Source organism: Leuconostoc kimchii IMSNU 11154 (assembly GCF_000092505.1).
GTDB classification, from domain to species: Bacteria; Bacillota; Bacilli; order Lactobacillales; family Lactobacillaceae; genus Leuconostoc; species Leuconostoc kimchii.
Window position 1 is genome coordinate 388,470 of the sequence record NC_014136.1, and the last position, 16,511, is coordinate 404,980.

Consider the following 16,511-nt stretch of genomic DNA (forward strand, 5'->3'; position numbering starts at 1 on the left):
CTTAAACCACAAAAAAAACACGCAAAAGCGTGCTTTCGTAAAAACAATTATAAAATTAATCTTCGATTTCTGTAACAGTTCCGGCACCAACAGTATGACCACCTTCACGAACAGTAAACTTCAATCCTTGTTCAATAGCAACTGGTGAGATCAATTCAATTTCGAATGTCACTTGATCACCAGGCATAACCATTTCTACACCTGCTGGCAATTCAACAACACCTGTAACATCAGTTGTATGGAAGTAGAATTGTGGACGGTAGTTAGTAAAGAATGGTGTGTGACGTCCGCCTTCTTCCTTAGAAAGGACATAGACTTCAGCCTTAAACTTCTTATGTGTCTTAATTGAACCTGGCTTTGCCAAAACTTGACCACGTTCAATTTCGTTACGATCAACACCACGAAGAAGTGCACCGATGTTATCACCAGCTTGTGCTTCTTCCAATGTCTTACGGAACATTTCGATACCAGTAACAGTAGTCTTTTGAATAGCTTCTTTCAAACCAACAATTTCAACTTCTGTTCCAGTAGTCAATACACCACGGTCAACACGACCAGATGCAACTGTACCACGACCAGTAATTGTGAAGACGTCTTCGACAGGCATCAAGAATGGCTTGTCAGTTTCACGCTTTGGTTCTGGAATGTATGAATCAACAGTATCCATCAATTCTTCGATAACCTTAACTTGTTCAGGATCACCTTCAAGAGCCTTCAAAGCTGAACCCTTAAGAACTGGAATATCGTCACCTGGGAAGTCATATTCTGACAACAATTCACGAACTTCCATTTCAACTAATTCAACTAATTCTTCATCATCAACTAAATCAGTCTTGTTCAAGAACACAACAAGGTAGTCAACACCAACTTGACGTGCCAACAAGATATGTTCACGTGTTTGTGGCATAGGACCATCAGTTGCAGCAACAACTAAGATGGCACCATCCATTTGTGCAGCACCAGTGATCATGTTTTTAACATAATCGGCGTGGCCAGGGGCGTCGATATGAGCATAGTGACGTGCTTCTGTTTCATATTCGATGTGTGAAGTGTTGATCGTGATACCACGTTCTTTTTCTTCAGGCGCGTTATCGATTTCAGCAAAATCAGTAGCTACGATACCTTGCTTTTCAGCCAATACCTTTGAGATTGCGGCTGTCAAAGTCGTCTTTCCGTGATCGACGTGTCCAATAGTACCGATATTAACGTGGGGCTTAGTGCGAACGTAAGTTTCCTTAGCCAATGTAGTTTCCTCCAAAATTCATTTTACAGATTACTGAAAAATGTTTATATATTTATTTTACAACGCAAGCCATCAAAAGACAACAGTTAATTGCGTTTTTCTGGCTCTTGAAGCCAAAAATTATTATACCGAATTATTAAGAAAATGTAAACCGTTTTCTATACTAATTTTCAAAGAAATTCTCAGTCAAAGTTCTGACTTTTTGATGCCATTTCTTCTGTGTTGCCATTTCAGTCAAGTTTGAACGTTGGTAATAACGATCAATGCTTGATTCAACCCAGCTCTCAGGATCTGTTACAACCTCTTCTACACGTGGGTAGAGTAAGGTTAATTCAAATCGAACTTGCTGTGCCAACATGTCCATTGCAATTGGATCATCATTTTCTAGCTTTTCATCGAGTAAATCAGCAATATCTTCAAATATTTTGAGGTTTGTTAGTATTGGTAAATCATTCAGATGAATTGTATACAATTCATCATCTAACCAACGGTACGCAACTTCTTCTGATAAACGTAATTTTTGAAGATCTTCAAGTAAGGTAGCTCGAATAATAGGCGTTGCATAAGGGTCTACTAATAGATATTTAGCGCCAACAATAAACTGAGCCACAGGTAGATGCCTAGCAGATTCATATCTATCCCGCTGCTCAATAACACTATAGTCACTCAAGTGATAAAATTGTCGCGCTATCGTTTGAAATGTGGCTGACATAGCTGATTCTGCGCGAATTTCAGCATCCCTTATTTCTTGAAGTACAGTCTGCCTCGTATCTAAATTATCCCATAGCATGGCTAATTGTTGTGCGTAAACAAAGCTTTGATTTTGAACCGCTAACGCAACGATCATTCGAAAATCGTTTTCTTCTTCCAGATAATTCATTAGAAAATCATCAGCATAAGACGAGGCTAATTGGTATTGTTCATCCATAAATAGTGCCGTCACTAACCTATAATTCACTTCATACGTAGCTACCGAACTATACAATTTCCCTAAGGTTTCCGATGCATCATGCCAATTTTCTTGCGCCATTTCAGTATGCGCCCGTGTAATCATTGCTTTTATTTCAGGTGTTACATTATTGTCTGAGGTCATAAAATATTTGTGATAATGTCAAAACAATCAAGACATTAGCGCATTACCTTTCTAGGTTCATATTAAAAACCCTTTTTGATAAACTAACATTAACTGAGTTCGTCTAAAGTTATTCTGCAGCTTTTACAATCGTTTTTTTACCGCGTTTTTTTGATGATTTTGTTGTAATTGAGTTGCTTTTTTCATTTTTTACAACTTGACGTGTACGTGTTTGCGCCCCTGTCTGCACAGATTTATGTGCCATAGGACGACGGTTTTGATTCACTTCCATAACAACTGGCATAACCATAGGGCGTCGACGTGTTTGCTCAAACAAAAAGCGTGACAGAACCTCGCGCACACCATTTTTCAGTTCGTTCCAATCAAAGTTTTTAGTTGTGGTAAGGTAAGTTTCAATCTGTTTCACCGTTATTTCAGAAGCTTCCTTCATCAAATCACGGTTTGCCTTAACATAAACAAACCCGCGAGATGTCAATTTTGGTTTAGAAACAACTTGTCGTTTCTTACGATCAATCGTGACAACAGACACAAAAATACCGTCTTCTGACAAAATTCGACGATCTCTCAAAACAACATTACCAATATCGCCAATACCTGAACCATCAATCAGTGTTTCGCCAACAGTAAAGGAGTCTTGCAATTCAAAATGATCGCTTTGCCATTTGAATTGATCCCCTTTCATGGCCATCATGATGTGATCTTCCACAATATGAACTTCTTCAGCAGCAGCTTTGGCAGACGTCATAACACGATATTCACCTTGAACGGGCATAAAATACTGCGGTTTTAACAGATTGATCATCATCTGTAAATCATTACGTGATGCATGTCCACTAGAACGCAAATCACTACTTATTTGTTTAACATCTGCACCTCTTTTAAAGAGCATATCACGCGTTTTAGCAACAACACTTTCCATTGCTGTTGATGGTGTCGTTGTAATAAACACCAGATCATCTACACCGATATGAATATATGGATCTTCTCCGTTAGCCATACGATTTAAATGCTTAATCGGTTCTCCCATACGTCCAGTTTCAAGGATAACAGTCTCTGAGATGGGCAAATTTTTAGCATTTTTCAAGTTAACAAATAGCTTACTTTCAGGAATTGGTAAATTGAGTTTACGTAAACGAATAGCTGTTCGAACGACATTTTCGATATCATTACCAGATAAAACAAGTTGTCGTTTTGTCGCTACAGTGGCATCAATAACTTGTTGAATACGCTGAATATTTGAGGCAACTGCTGCCACAATGATTCTTTTTTGTTTATTCTCTCGGAAAGTTTCAAGAATATACTCGCTAATTTTAGATTCATTAACAGAATCTAAATCATTGCCTGTACCAGCAGCATCGGCTAACAACGCAAGTACTTTCCCCCGTCCGACTTCTACAAGACGTGGTATATCAGTCTCGTAACCTGCATCTGAGGTCTGGTCAAACTTAAAATCACCAGTATAAACTACTTGTCCATAAGGTGTGCCTAACACGATACCTAGTGAATCTGGAATAGAATGCGTTGTGTTAAAAAATGACACCGTTACTTTTCCAAAATCAATTTCTGTTTTTTCGTTGATAATGTGGTAATCGTTATAATCTTTTAATGCCTCTTGTTCTTTAATAGCTAATTTTGCCAATTCAATGGTCAATTCGGAACCAAAAATAGGTGCTTGAACCTGCTGAAGAAAGTAGGGCAATGCGCCAATGGCATCTGCGTGGCCATGTGTTAAAAAGACACCTGCAATTTTGTCACTATTTTTAATAAAATACTCAAAATCAGGTACAACAACATCAACCCCAAGTTGATCTGTTTCTGGGTATTTTAATCCTGCATCAAAAATAAAAATCTCGTCTGCCACCGTAACGGCATACATGTTCTTACCGTTTTCGCGTACGCCGCCAAACGGAATAATACTCAAATCTGTCATGTTTTTTCCTTTATAAATAGACTTATACTATAAGTCATCATTTTTCGTAAATATAACAAGTGGACACTACTGGTTTCTAAAACGCTGAGGTAGTCCTATTTTTTGTCTCGATACGTAATTATATCTATTTTAACACACTTTAACGCTTTTCTGTTATCATTATGTGAGGAAAGGAATGTATAGATGCTGTTTGTCTATACTCAATTATTATGCAACGTAAACCATTTAAAAAGTCGCACCGCGCACGCAACATCGTTATCGCAACTCTAATTGCTATACTTGTGATATTTACTATTTTTGCCATAGTAGGTCATAATCAACAATCAGTACATAAGATTGCGCAAACCAAATCGACTGTCACGTCAAAAACAAAACGCGCTAAGTCAAAATCATCTCATCCTAAATCTAGTTCGTCAACAACGCTAGCCAGTGCCAGTGAGTCAACCAGTGTGGCTGAAGCGCCCGTAACTGCAAGCTCCGCCGTATCTTCTGTCATTAACACAGTCACAAATGATGCCACACAAACGCCAATTACTGACAACAGCACAGCAGACAATAACATCACAGCAACCTCTTCGTCTGATACTAACTCTGAATCTGTTTCTTCAGGTCAAGTTCAACAGTCTAATAGTTCAAGTGCTGCCTCCACAACATTTGGTAATTGGTCAGCTTCAACATATGATGCTGTTGCTATAGGAACCGTGACATACGATGAAGTACGCGCAACTTATGGTAATCCAACATACTTAACCGCCAGTGACCAATTATATGCCACATGGCAAAGTACGAGTGGTGCTAAAGTAGCAATTGTTTTCACACCGACAGGTGATGCTAATAATTTGAAACTCGTTGCTAGTAGCAAGTCTCAAAGTGGTTTACAGTAACACAAAATAAAATGGTGATCGACTTAATCGATCACCATTTTTTAGATATAAATCAAATTAATAAAACACGTAAAGCTACGTGTTTTATTAATTTAAATATTAACGATCAACCTTAACAGTTGTCTCCAAAGTTGCAGCAACACGTTCATGTACTAAGACGTTATCTGATGCTAAGGCAGCCTTTGCTTGGTCAGCTAGCTTTGAAAAAGTATCAAAATCAGTTACAGCAATCTCAGCCAACATTTTACGGTTGAGTTCTACACCTGCAAGTGTCAAACCATGCATCAACTTCGAATATGACAAGCCATTCATACGGGCTGCAGCGTTGATACGAGCAATCCATAACTTACGAAAGTTACGCTTCGTGTTCTTGCGATCACGGTAAGCATACAAATAAGACTTCCATACTTGTTGCTTAGCAACCTTAAAATTAATACGACGTTGTCCACGGTAACCCTTGGCCAACTTAACAATTTTTTTACGACGTGCGCGTGAAACTGTACCACCCTTAACTCGCATGGGTAATTCCTCCTAGAATTCTAAAAAATAACTTACTGAATTTTAAATCTAAAATATAGATAGCTGAACTATCGCAACACGAATTAGATATTTGACAACATCTTAGCGTATGTTTTAACAGTCGTTGAATCCATCATACGTGTACCACGCAATTGGCGACGTTGTTTCTTTGTCTTACCATGGAAACGGTGTGAAGTATAAGCTGAGGCTGACTTCAAGCCACCGTTTGCTGTCTTTTTAAAGCGCTTTGCTGATGCGCGGTGTGTCTTCATCTTTGGCATGTGACTAATTCTCCTACTGTGTGATTTTGTTTAAGTTTGCAAGCAAACTGATAAACCTTTAATTACTTGGCATCTTTAGGTGCCAAGACCAAAAACATTTGGCGGCCGTCCATTTTGGCACGTTGCTCAACCTTGGCAATATCGTCAAGTTCTGCAGCCATACGGTCTAATACTTGTCGTCCGATGTCTTGGTGCGTAATCATACGACCACGGAAACGTAAATTAAGCTTAACCTTGTTCCCCTGTCCAAGGAACTTGATAGCAGCTTTCTTACGTGTTTCGAAATCGCCTGAATCGATAACCGGTGACATACGAACTTCTTTAAGTTGAACGATTTTTTGGTTCTTACGTTGCTCTTTTTGTTTCTTTTGTGCTTCGAACTTGGCTTTTCCCCAATCCATGATTTTAGCAACCGGTGGTTCAGCGTTAGCTTGCACCAATACTAAATCTTGGTTTGAATCGTTAGCAATTTGTTGTGCATCTCGCGTAGACATTTCTGTCTGCTTACCATCATGGATGAGCAATACGCGGGGTGCACGAATATTATCGTTGATTAAATCAACTTGTCGTGGTTGACGTGCTATTGTCAGGCACCTCCAAATTTATTTTGCGAACTAAGCAGAAAAAAAGTGAGTAAAGAACCTAATCTTCACCCACTTCAACACTTGCAATCCATACGGATAACTGTATCTGCCAAGAAACATTGTCACTTGGCGAGAAGCGGGCGCCTCTACTTGTTCAACATGTATAATTTTATCGTATTAGGCAGTCATTGTCAAGCATTTTTTTGATCAACATTAATCAAGCGTATACCGTAATGAAAGACAACTAGAACAGCAAATTGTGCTGCAGCAAACAAAATCACAAAAGTTATCATATGATAACTCAGAGAGAAAATAATATTTTCCATTACCTCGCCAAAATTGGTAAATATATCCCAAGAGTTTAATCTTAAATAACGGCCAAGATAGATGCCAAATGACGATAATACTGAGACAATGGCTGTAATCGTGAAATAAACGATATGTGTGTGCCTTTGAAAAATTGTACGTGTCTCTATCTCTAAACTTAAGATACCTAACCCGACACCAATAAATATACCTGTCGCTAAAATAGCATAATTAAAGTATTGTGTCGGCTGATCTAAATCCGTTCCAATAGCATAAAGATGAATAAAGTCGGTCATCATGTACATCGTATTTGGAAAAAATAGCAGCCAAAGCCCACTGAAAATTACTTTAATTGACTTTAATTGTGTTGATGCCACTATAAGCGCAAAATCGAAAGGTAATAGCGCCAGAAAAACATTCCAGTTTAAAAAAGTAAAACGCGTTGGTGTGATAGCAACGAACACGAAAAACAAACATACCATGACATGAACAATAGCTATATTCAAAATTTTATTATGCATACGTTACGCCCCCTTTTTACAGTATTTATAGTGTAACATAAGCAATAAAGGCTGTTCAATCTTTTAGATTAAACAGCCTTTATCATTTTATTTCAATGCTTTTTTTGGTTGACGTGCAGCAATAGAACCAAAAACAATTAACCAAATTGTGGAACCGATTGCTGGTATTCGTGATTCTGGATTAAAAAATAACGTAATATATACAAACATAAAGAAAATTATCGCCAATGGCACAACGATTTTTGGCGCAATTACCAAAAAACCGTCTGACAAGTAATCGTCTGATTTACGATAATTAATATAAGCAATTAACACCAAGATGTAAATCATTAAAAACAAGTCTGTAGAGGCGCTAGTGACAAAACTAAATGCATTTGTCACAGCAGGAATAACAGAAATAACTGCAGATATTGCAATCATCAATGATGTGAATAAGACAGCATTAACCGGCAATTGTGTTTTTGACATCTTTCGAAATGGTTGTAAAAAAGGTGCTTTTGACTGAAATGCCAGGGCATAGAAATTACGACTTGCACTAAACAAAACTGAATTCAATGCTGAGGCAGCACTTGTTAAGACGACAAAGTTTATCAATGCAGCTGCCCACTTAATTCCAACTAATTGGAAAACCATCACAAATGGGCTTTGATTAGCTGGTATTTTCTGCCAGGGATAGATCGTCATAATGATAAATAGCGCACCGAGATAGAAAAATAGTATACGCCAAGGAATTTGATTGATTGCCTTTGGCAAAACCTCACGCGGATTTTCAGTTTCGGCAGCGGTCATACCAATGAACTCCATACCCACAAAGGCAAACATAACCATTTGAAATGCATTGATAAAGTTACCAAAACCATTTGGAAATAAGGAAAAATGATTGAAAACGTTGCCAAATGAGACATCACCAACAGGTGTCTTAAAGCCTGTAAGAGCCATCATAATTCCAGTCACAATAAGCGCCAAAATAGCGACAATTTTAATCATCGAAAACCAAAACTCCGTTTCACCGTATAGCGCAACAGCAATTAGATTAACCCCAGTTAATACCACCAACATGATAATTTGAATCAACCAGCCTGGCATGCTAGGTATCCAATATTGGATATATTTTGCCACAGCCGTTAATTCTGCCATACCCATAAACACAACTGTTAGCCAGTATGACCACCTTGCGAAAAATCCAGCACGATTACCTGCATATCTGGTAATAAAAGTTATGAACGTATGTTGCTTTGGATCAGAATACAACATCTCACCAATTGTCCGCATCATTACGAACATAAATAAGCCAATAATTAAATAAACCAATAAAATAGCAGGCCCTGCAAAATGAATTGAATTTCCTGCACCCATAAACAAGCCGGTACCTATTGTTCCACCAATAGCTATGAGTTGTACGTGCCGGTTTTGTAAGCCACGTTTTGGTGGTTTATTACTGTCTTCCGTTTCTTCTGTCATGAAAATTTGTCTCCTTTATCAATATACGCATTTTAACGTATACAAAAACCTAAAAATTTTTCTAGATACAATGTCAGATTGTTAACGTATCTCTGTCTCGCGAGAATAATTTGCAACATCAGCCAAAATATGATTCTTAAAATCAGCCAATGCTACGGTTTGTGTTTTTTCTTCACCATATTTGCGAATTGTTACAGTTTGCTCGTTAACTTCAGAATCACCAAGTACCAACGTATATGGTACCTTGTTTGTTTGTGCTTCACGGATTAAATAACCCATCTTAGCTTCTTTCTTTTCCACATTTACACGTAATCCAGCAGCTTGTAATTCTTTTTGTACTGCGTTTGCATAATCACCATGGGCAGCTAAGTTAACCGGAATAATTTGTACTTGTAAGGGTGACAACCACGTTGGAAAGGCACCCTTATACATCTCGATTAAGTAAGCAGTAAACCTTTCCATCGTACCAACAATACCACGATGCAACATCACAGGTCGGTGATTATCTTGTCCGTCAGCACCAATGTATGTCAGATTAAACCGTTCAGGCAATAAGAAATCAAGTTGAATTGTCGACATTGTTTCTTCACCACCCAAGGCTGTTTTAGTTTGAACATCAAGCTTTGGACCATAGAATGCGGCCTCACCTTCTGCTTCATAATAATCCAGTTTAAGGTCATCCATTGCGCGTTTTAGCTGTGCTTGAGACTTTTCCCACATCTCATCATCATCAAAGTATTTCTCAGTGTTTTTAGGATCACGATATGATAGACGGAAACGATAATCAGTGATGTTAAAGTCGCGATAGACTTCCATCATCATCGTCAAAATTGACTTAAACTCTTCCTCAAGTTTTTCAGGTTCAACAAAAGTATGACCATCATTTAAAGTCATTTCCCGAACACGTGATAGACCAGTTAATGCACCTGATTTTTCATAGCGATGCATCATGCCGAGTTCAGCAATTCGAATTGGTAATTCACGGTACGAACGTGGCTTGTGTTTAAAGACCATGATATGAGATGGGCAATTCATTGGACGTAGTTCTAAGAACTCGCCGTCTCCCATATCCATTGGTGGAAACATATCTTCACGATAATGATCCCAATGCCCAGAAGTTTTATACAAATTTAGATTTGATAGCACTGGTGTGTAGACGTGCTGATAACCGTTAGCTAATTCTTTATCAGTAATGTAACGTTCAACTTGACGACGAATCGTTGCACCATTTGGTAACCAAACTGGCAAGCCAGAACCAACTTCTTGACTCGTAAAGAACAGGTCCAGATCGCGACCAATTGTACGATGGTCGCGTTCCTTAGCTTCTTCACGGCGCTGTACTTCAGCATCTACATCTGCTTGTTTCCATTCCGCTATGCCATAAATACGTTGCATCATAGGATTTGATGACTTGCCACGCCAGTACGCACCTGCAACAGATGTTAGCTTAAAGTTTTTGACCCAACGGGTTGAGGGAACCAGACCACCTTTATCTAATTCCACATGATCGCCTTGGATAGCAATCGTTATTTTTTCATCCACAGGTAAATCTGTGATTAGTTCAATCTTATACGGATCTGATGCAAACATCTCTAATGCCTCTTCACGTGTCACTTGGCGTGAAACAATTGGCAGATCTTCTTTAACAATTTTATGCATCATGGCTTCAATTTCAGGAAAATCTTCTACTGAAACTTGGTTACCTATACCATTATCTGTATCATAATAAAAGCCATTATCGATAAAAGGACCAACACCAAAGTGCATATTTGAAAACTTAGGTATTCGCTTGAGTGCTTGTGCCAATAAATGTGATGCTGAATGACGTAACAAAGATAGTGCTTCATCATCACTAGTAGTTATTAATTGAAAATCGCCAGAGGATTGAATGCTATCATTCATACCCACGTAGTCACCATTTAATTTAGCCGAAACTGATTTTTTTGCCAACGATTTTGAAATGCTTTCAGCGACCTCTAATGGTTTTGTACCCTCGGCAAAGGTTTTTACTGCACCGTCTGGAAATGTAAGCTTAAGTTCTGACATTGTAATGTTCCTTTCATAACTCGTATTGTTTTTTAATAAGACTAATAATGACATTGATAAAAATAAAAACGTCCCTTTAAGCCAATAAGCTCAAAGGGACGTTTCACCGTGGTACCACCCAAGTTTAGCACGATAAACGTGCTACTTAAATGACAGCTAACGGTGTCACCCGAATGTTTTTCAAAAAATTACTAGACATCACTCAAAGGTAGTCTCTCATTCACAAACCACCCATTTCCACCAAATATGGGTTCTCTTCAGATTCATTACAATCAAGTTGTCCTTATCAACGTTATTGAGAATAATGTTATCACTATTTCAACGTTTGTGCAAGTTTTACTTTGATAATTGCTCAGCAAGTAATATCTCAAGTGCCTCTTTTGCAGTATCATCATGATCTAAAATGCCATTATCAAACGCCATTTTTAAAGCGTTATATTGTTGTTTTGTTAGTGTCATCATTTTTCTCCTTCAAACTGAATACTTTTATTATAGCCATGCGTGCATCAATTACAAGTCGCATAGCAAATCAGCATATAAAATTTAAATACCTAAATAATATTTTGAAAATAACGCTGCAAGTATGGCCCCCACAAACGGCGCAATGCCTGGAACCAAAATGCCGTATTTAAAATCAGCATTTGCTCTATTTTTCCAAGGCAATATTGCATACGCAATTCTTGGTCCCATGTCTCGCGCCAAATTCATAGCAAATCCTGTTGTACCGCCCATACCCATACCAACAGCCCAAACTAAAAAGCCAACCGCCAATGGCATCATACCTGGCACACCTTCAGAACGTGCTGAAATAGCCATAATGCTTGTCAAAAAAATAAAGGTCGCAAAAGCTTCAACGAAAAAATTACGCGGTAAGTTACGAATCGCTGGTGCAGTTGAAAAAATATTACGCACAATAACGGGATCAATATCTTTTTCAGATAGTTTAAACTGGTCGGCATACATCGTATACACGATAAGGGACCCCATTACCCCACCAAGAACTTCGACCAAACTAACAATTAAAAAATAAGGCACGCTAATATTCCCTAATACCAATTGTGCTAAAGCCATCGCGGGATTAATGTAAACATCCCCAAAAACAAACAATACAATTGAAATACCAAATCCCCATGTTGTAATAGAAAAAATGTGTCCAGAACCATGAAACTTTGTCCGGTTCAATACTTCATCGGCATGCACGCCAACACCAAAAATAATCATGAGGGCAGTCCCCATAAATTCAGCAAACAACTGATGTATCATTTGTAATCTCCTAAGTGGTCGCAAATCTGTCAAGAAGTCGCGGTATTTTATTATTATACTATTCATTAATAATAAGGCCTGTCACAGGCGCTGTAAAGCCCATGACGCGTTTTGTCAACAAACCGTCATATTTCGTGTAATCGTTCACGAAGTAAACCTGAATTAGGCTTTTGTTTAAAAATGATTTATAATTATAACAATTAAACCAAAAGGAGATCGTGTGCTGTTCGCACATGACTATGACTTACTTATGAATGCACACGTCGTATACGCTACAATTACTGGCAATAATGAAGATGTGGCCGATGTTATTATCAAGGCTTTAAATGATGCAGGCGTTAATGTCAAAAAAACAGAAATTTCTCAAACTGAAGTTGATGAGTTTGAAAATACTGATATTGCAATTGTTGTCCCTTATACTTATGATAATGGTTCTCTGCCAGATGAAGGATTAGACTTTTTTGAGGACTTAGCTGATGCTGATTTAACTAACGTTATATATGGTGTTGCCGGATCGGGAGATACTTATTATATGTCAGATTTTTGCCTCGCTGTGCCAAAATTTGAAGCGCAATTTGCTAAAACAAATGCGATTAAAGGTGCAGACGGTGTCAAAATCAACTTACGACCAGATGAACAAGACACGGTTAGACTAACTGAATTCGTAACAAACTTGATTCAATCAGCTCAAACTAATTAACAAAAGAACCATGATGCTAGGCATCATGGTTCTTTTTATGTTGAAGTGTTTAGTCAGCTGTTGTATAGACAGCCAAAACGTCTTCATTCTCTTCTAATTCATCAACTAATTTGTCTAGTTTTTCACGATCATCATCTGAAATAGTCATCGGATTTTGAGAAATCATCGTCACCTCAGAATCGGCAAACGCGTAACCTGCCTCAGTTAGCGCACCTTCAACTTGCTGAAAATCACTCGGTTGCGTAAATATCTCAAAAACGTCATCTTGTGTTTGTACATCATCAGCACCGGCTTCTAATGCAGCCTCCAAAATTGTGTCCTCATCTAAGTCAGGAAATGCCTCTCTATCAATCGCTAAATAACCTTTACGATCAAACTGAAAAGCCACGGAACCCGAAGTTCCCAAAGCACCACCAAAATGTTTAAAAGAATTACGAATACTTGATACCGTTCGATTAATATTATCCGTTGAGGTTTCTACTAGAATCGCAACACCCGCAGTGCCATATCCTTCGTATGTCACCTCTTCAAACTTTTTACCACCAGCGCCCGAAGCTTTATCCAACGCACGTTGAATGTTGTCTTTTGGCATATTAGCAGATTTTGCCTTTTCAATGACCAAACGCAAAGAAGCATTTAAATCTGGTTCAGCACCACCTGCTTTTGCTGCAACATATAAATCATGCGCCAACTTTTGAAAAATTTTACCACGCTTAGCATCTTGGGCGTTTTTACGGCCTTGGATGTTATGCCACTTACTATGTCCTGACATGCCAACATCTCCTTGAAATTATTACTGTACTAGCCATTTTAACAAAAAAAGATAACGCTTACCAGTTTTAAAGTAAAAGTTACCTTCGATATGTCTATGGTCTAGTAGGTATTGCCACCTTTTAGCTCTAAGTAAAGCATTGCTGAGCTGGCTATTAATGCTGCTAATATATCATCCAAGTAAACATTAATACTGTCAGTCTTGTCATTAATGACACCAATCAACCCCGGCTTTAAATCATCCAGTAGACCATAGTGGACAGTTGCCGCAGCTGAAAACTGTTGTGTCAAGGCGATTGCTAGAATTTCATCGACATTATGACCATTGGCATCACGTTGTAAGCGTGCTTTAAGTGGTTGACTATCAGGCATATTTTCAGCCTGTTCATCTAAATATAGTGCCGTTAAAATAATGTCAGCCACCTCGTCTTTATGTAAAACACGGGTAATAGCCTGTATTAGTACTGAATCATCGATGGTATCTTTATATTTTTCAATCAGAAACGTTCGTGTGCCTTCGGCAATGTCAGCTCGATGCACACCACGTTCGGATAATTTAGCAATTGCTGCTTCTTGTAAATCTTTCATTATTCCGCGCCTTTCAAATATTCACATTAACATAACGACGAGTCAAGATCACATGGGGTATCTCATCTAGTGCTGTTTTAACGTATGCTTGTTGCACTTCATTAAATTCATTAATGGCTACCAACGTGTATGCATACGCACCTACTGCTCGATTGCTTAATTGTTCAATATTAATGTTATTGTCACCAAAAAATTTAGAAATTTGGCTGATCATGTTTGGTACGTTTTCATGAATAATACCAATTCGGTATTTTGTCGTAAACGGTTCATCAATGTCTGGATAGTTAACTGAATTAATAATATTGCCAGTTGTTAAGTAAGTATCTAATTCCCGAGCTGCCATTAATGCACTGGTATCTTCAGCTTCAATTGTTGAACCACCAATATGTGGTGTAATAATCACTTTTGGGTGATCAAATAACGCTTCATCAGCAAAATCCGTAATGTACACCCGTAAATTGTCGTTATCTAATGCCTCTTTAGCCGCCAAATCATCAACGATGCCCCCACGTGACAAATTCAGTAACGCAGCATTCGGTTTCATAAGCGCAATACTTTCAGCATCAATGAAAAACTTATTGTCTTCAGTTAATGGGATATGGACAGTGATATAATCAGCTTGACGCAACACTTCTGCGACATTTTTTGCATGTACAATATGTCGATCAATGCGCCATGCCGTATTAGCATTCAGTCCCGGATCATACCCAATAACATCCATATCTAAGGCCAATGCTGTGTTAGCTACCTTTGAACCAACATTTCCCAGACCAATAACACCCAGTGTCTTTCCAGCAAGCTCCGTTCCCCTGTAACCACCTTTATTCACCTCAGTACGCAATGACACATCGCCCCCACGTGTCTCATTGGCAAAACCAATTGCACCGATAACCGGACGAGCAGCTAGAATTAACGACGCAATTGTTAATTCTTTCACCGCGTTAGCATTGCCTCCCGGTGTATTGAAAACAACAACCCCTCTTTTTGATAAGTCATCAATTGGAATATTATTAAACCCTGCACCAGCACGCACAATAGCACGAACGCTTTCAGGAATACGCTCGTGATGCAAATTTTGAGATCGCACTAATATGCCTTTAGGTGACTCGCCTGTGTTAATATCATAATGATGTTGCTTTAAATAATTCAATCCCGTTGCACTAATAGCATTATATGTTTTAATTGTTGTCATGCGTTCTGTTCTACTTTCTGTAAGAATGCAATTAACGCGTCCACTGCAGCAGCAGGTTGCGCGTTATAAAGTGAAGCTCTAAATCCACCAACTGATCTGTGACCTGCAAGATTAAATAATCCAGCTGCTTCAGCCTGTTGCGCAATGGCTTTGTCACGCTCAAGATTACCAGTTGTAAACACAATATTTGTTAAGGAACGCGCCGTCTTTTCAACAGGTGCTGTATAAAAATCTGACTGATCAAGATAAGCATATAGTTTTCCTGATTTTTCCAAATTTTGCCGATGCATCTCAGCCACACCACCTTGTTCAATAACCCATGACAATACCAAATCTAGCGCATAAACTGAAAATACTGGTGATGTATTATACATTGACTGTTTATCGATATGATTTTGATAACGCATCATTGGCCCAACACCTGTTAAATCTTGTTCAGCCAACCAAGATTTTTTAATGATTGCTACCGTAACACCAGCAGGTCCAAGATTCTTTTGACCGCCAGCAAATATGGCATCGAAATCTGAGACGTTATAAGGTTCTGCCAATATATTCGAGCTCATATCCGCAATAAGCCTACCCGATGTTTGTGGCAAATTAGCTTGATGAAAGGCAGCTCCCTCAATCGTACTATTTGTAACAATATGTAGATAATCAAACGCACTTGCATCAAAGTTTGATGGTAAAGTCGGTAATTTTTGATAATGTTGATCTTTTGTGCTAGCCAATATGGTCGTATTTTTACCAATTTGTCGGGCTGCTTCCTCAGCTTTTTTAGAAAAATTACCGGAATCAAGGACTGCAATGTTTTGATGTTGCGTAGCAAAGTTTAGAGGCATCATTTCAAACTGCATTGACCCGCCACCCTGTAAGAATACAACAGCATAATCATCAGGAATTTGCATCAACTGGCGCAATTTTTGTTCAGCACTTATGATTATATTTTGGAATTTTTTGGAACGATGGGATATTTCAACAATACTCATATGTGATCGTTCGTTATTTTCAAATTCTTGTTTGATTGTTGTTATGACTTCTTCTGGCATGACGCCTGGTCCAGCAGAAAAATTGTACGTTTTCATCGCGTTCTTGTGCTAATGCACATCCTCCAATATATATAATCTGATAT

At 38.4% G+C, this 16,511-nt stretch carries 17 protein-coding genes and 1 other annotated feature; of the genes, 2 read left to right on the forward strand and 15 right to left on the reverse strand.

From position 1 onward, the window contains the following. Positions 1–55: 55 nt before the first annotated feature. The 3 genes from tuf to LKI_RS02430 all read right to left on the reverse strand — a co-directional run bounded on the left by tuf (position 56) and on the right by LKI_RS02430 (position 4,266). Positions 56–1,243 (reverse strand): elongation factor Tu, encoded by a 1,188-nt coding sequence (tuf, locus tag LKI_RS02420; protein ID WP_013102558.1) that lies wholly within the window; start codon positions 1,241–1,243, stop codon positions 56–58. A gap of 163 nt (positions 1,244–1,406) precedes the next feature. Then, the gene (locus tag LKI_RS02425) at positions 1,407–2,336 is read right to left on the reverse strand and encodes a hypothetical protein (protein ID WP_013102559.1); all 930 of its coding nucleotides are present in this window, start codon (positions 2,334–2,336) and stop codon (positions 1,407–1,409) included. Positions 2,337–2,445: 109 nt separating this feature from the next. Beyond that, positions 2,446–4,266: a ribonuclease J gene (locus LKI_RS02430; RefSeq protein ID WP_013102560.1), complete on the reverse strand. Its 1,821-nt coding sequence runs from the start codon at positions 4,264–4,266 to the stop codon at positions 2,446–2,448. Between the two features lie 209 nt (positions 4,267–4,475). On the opposite strand from LKI_RS02430, the gene LKI_RS02435 reads away from it, so the two are divergent. Beyond that, on the forward strand, positions 4,476–5,150 hold the full coding sequence (locus LKI_RS02435; protein ID WP_013102561.1) for a hypothetical protein: 675 nt from the start codon (positions 4,476–4,478) through the stop codon (positions 5,148–5,150). 99 nt (positions 5,151–5,249) lie between these two features. Here LKI_RS02435 and rplT read toward each other — a convergent pair whose 3' ends face one another. From rplT to larD, 8 genes are all read right to left on the reverse strand, one after another. After that, positions 5,250–5,669, reverse strand: a complete 420-nt coding sequence (gene rplT / locus LKI_RS02440) for a 50S ribosomal protein L20 (RefSeq protein ID WP_013102562.1) — start codon at positions 5,667–5,669, stop codon at positions 5,250–5,252. Between the two features lie 83 nt (positions 5,670–5,752). Continuing rightward, the gene (rpmI, locus tag LKI_RS02445; protein WP_004900365.1) at positions 5,753–5,950 is read right to left on the reverse strand and encodes a 50S ribosomal protein L35; all 198 of its coding nucleotides are present in this window, start codon (positions 5,948–5,950) and stop codon (positions 5,753–5,755) included. Positions 5,951–6,012: 62 nt separating this feature from the next. Further along, the gene (infC, locus tag LKI_RS02450; protein WP_220730313.1) at positions 6,013–6,552 is read right to left on the reverse strand and encodes a translation initiation factor IF-3; all 540 of its coding nucleotides are present in this window, start codon (positions 6,550–6,552) and stop codon (positions 6,013–6,015) included. A 173-nt stretch (positions 6,553–6,725) separates the two neighbouring features. Next, positions 6,726–7,361 (reverse strand): DUF1361 domain-containing protein, encoded by a 636-nt coding sequence (locus LKI_RS02455; RefSeq protein ID WP_013102564.1) that lies wholly within the window; start codon positions 7,359–7,361, stop codon positions 6,726–6,728. Between the two features lie 87 nt (positions 7,362–7,448). Further along, positions 7,449–8,822, reverse strand: a complete 1,374-nt coding sequence (locus tag LKI_RS02460) for an amino acid permease (protein WP_013102565.1) — start codon at positions 8,820–8,822, stop codon at positions 7,449–7,451. Between the two features lie 81 nt (positions 8,823–8,903). Beyond that, the gene (gene thrS / locus LKI_RS02465; RefSeq protein WP_013102566.1) at positions 8,904–10,868 is read right to left on the reverse strand and encodes a threonine--tRNA ligase; all 1,965 of its coding nucleotides are present in this window, start codon (positions 10,866–10,868) and stop codon (positions 8,904–8,906) included. Between the two features lie 91 nt (positions 10,869–10,959). Further along, positions 10,960–11,167, reverse strand: a binding site (T-box leader). 37 nt (positions 11,168–11,204) lie between these two features. Beyond that, the gene (locus LKI_RS11175; protein WP_278183709.1) at positions 11,205–11,330 is read right to left on the reverse strand and encodes a hypothetical protein; all 126 of its coding nucleotides are present in this window, start codon (positions 11,328–11,330) and stop codon (positions 11,205–11,207) included. Between the two features lie 81 nt (positions 11,331–11,411). Then, positions 11,412–12,131, reverse strand: coding sequence for a D/L-lactic acid transporter LarD (larD, locus tag LKI_RS02470; RefSeq protein WP_013102568.1), 720 nt, complete (start codon positions 12,129–12,131; stop codon positions 11,412–11,414). A gap of 250 nt (positions 12,132–12,381) precedes the next feature. On the opposite strand from larD, the gene LKI_RS02475 reads away from it, so the two are divergent. After that, positions 12,382–12,831, forward strand: coding sequence for a flavodoxin (locus tag LKI_RS02475; protein WP_013102569.1), 450 nt, complete (start codon positions 12,382–12,384; stop codon positions 12,829–12,831). Positions 12,832–12,880: 49 nt separating this feature from the next. On the opposite strand, the gene LKI_RS02480 is transcribed toward LKI_RS02475, so the two are convergent. The 4 genes from LKI_RS02480 to serC all read right to left on the reverse strand — a co-directional run bounded on the left by LKI_RS02480 (position 12,881) and on the right by serC (position 16,464). Further along, on the reverse strand, positions 12,881–13,603 hold the full coding sequence (locus tag LKI_RS02480) for a YebC/PmpR family DNA-binding transcriptional regulator (protein WP_013102570.1): 723 nt from the start codon (positions 13,601–13,603) through the stop codon (positions 12,881–12,883). A 101-nt stretch (positions 13,604–13,704) separates the two neighbouring features. Continuing rightward, positions 13,705–14,190, reverse strand: a complete 486-nt coding sequence (locus LKI_RS02485; protein WP_013102571.1) for a phosphatidylglycerophosphatase A family protein — start codon at positions 14,188–14,190, stop codon at positions 13,705–13,707. Positions 14,191–14,203: 13 nt separating this feature from the next. Beyond that, the gene (locus LKI_RS02490) at positions 14,204–15,382 is read right to left on the reverse strand and encodes a 3-phosphoglycerate dehydrogenase family protein (RefSeq protein WP_013102572.1); all 1,179 of its coding nucleotides are present in this window, start codon (positions 15,380–15,382) and stop codon (positions 14,204–14,206) included. After that, a complete protein-coding gene (gene serC, locus LKI_RS02495) occupies positions 15,379–16,464 on the reverse strand; it encodes a 3-phosphoserine/phosphohydroxythreonine transaminase (protein WP_013102573.1) in 1,086 nt (361 codons plus the stop codon). The genes LKI_RS02490 and serC overlap by 4 nt, the downstream gene beginning before the upstream one ends. Positions 16,465–16,511: the final 47 nt, after the last annotated feature.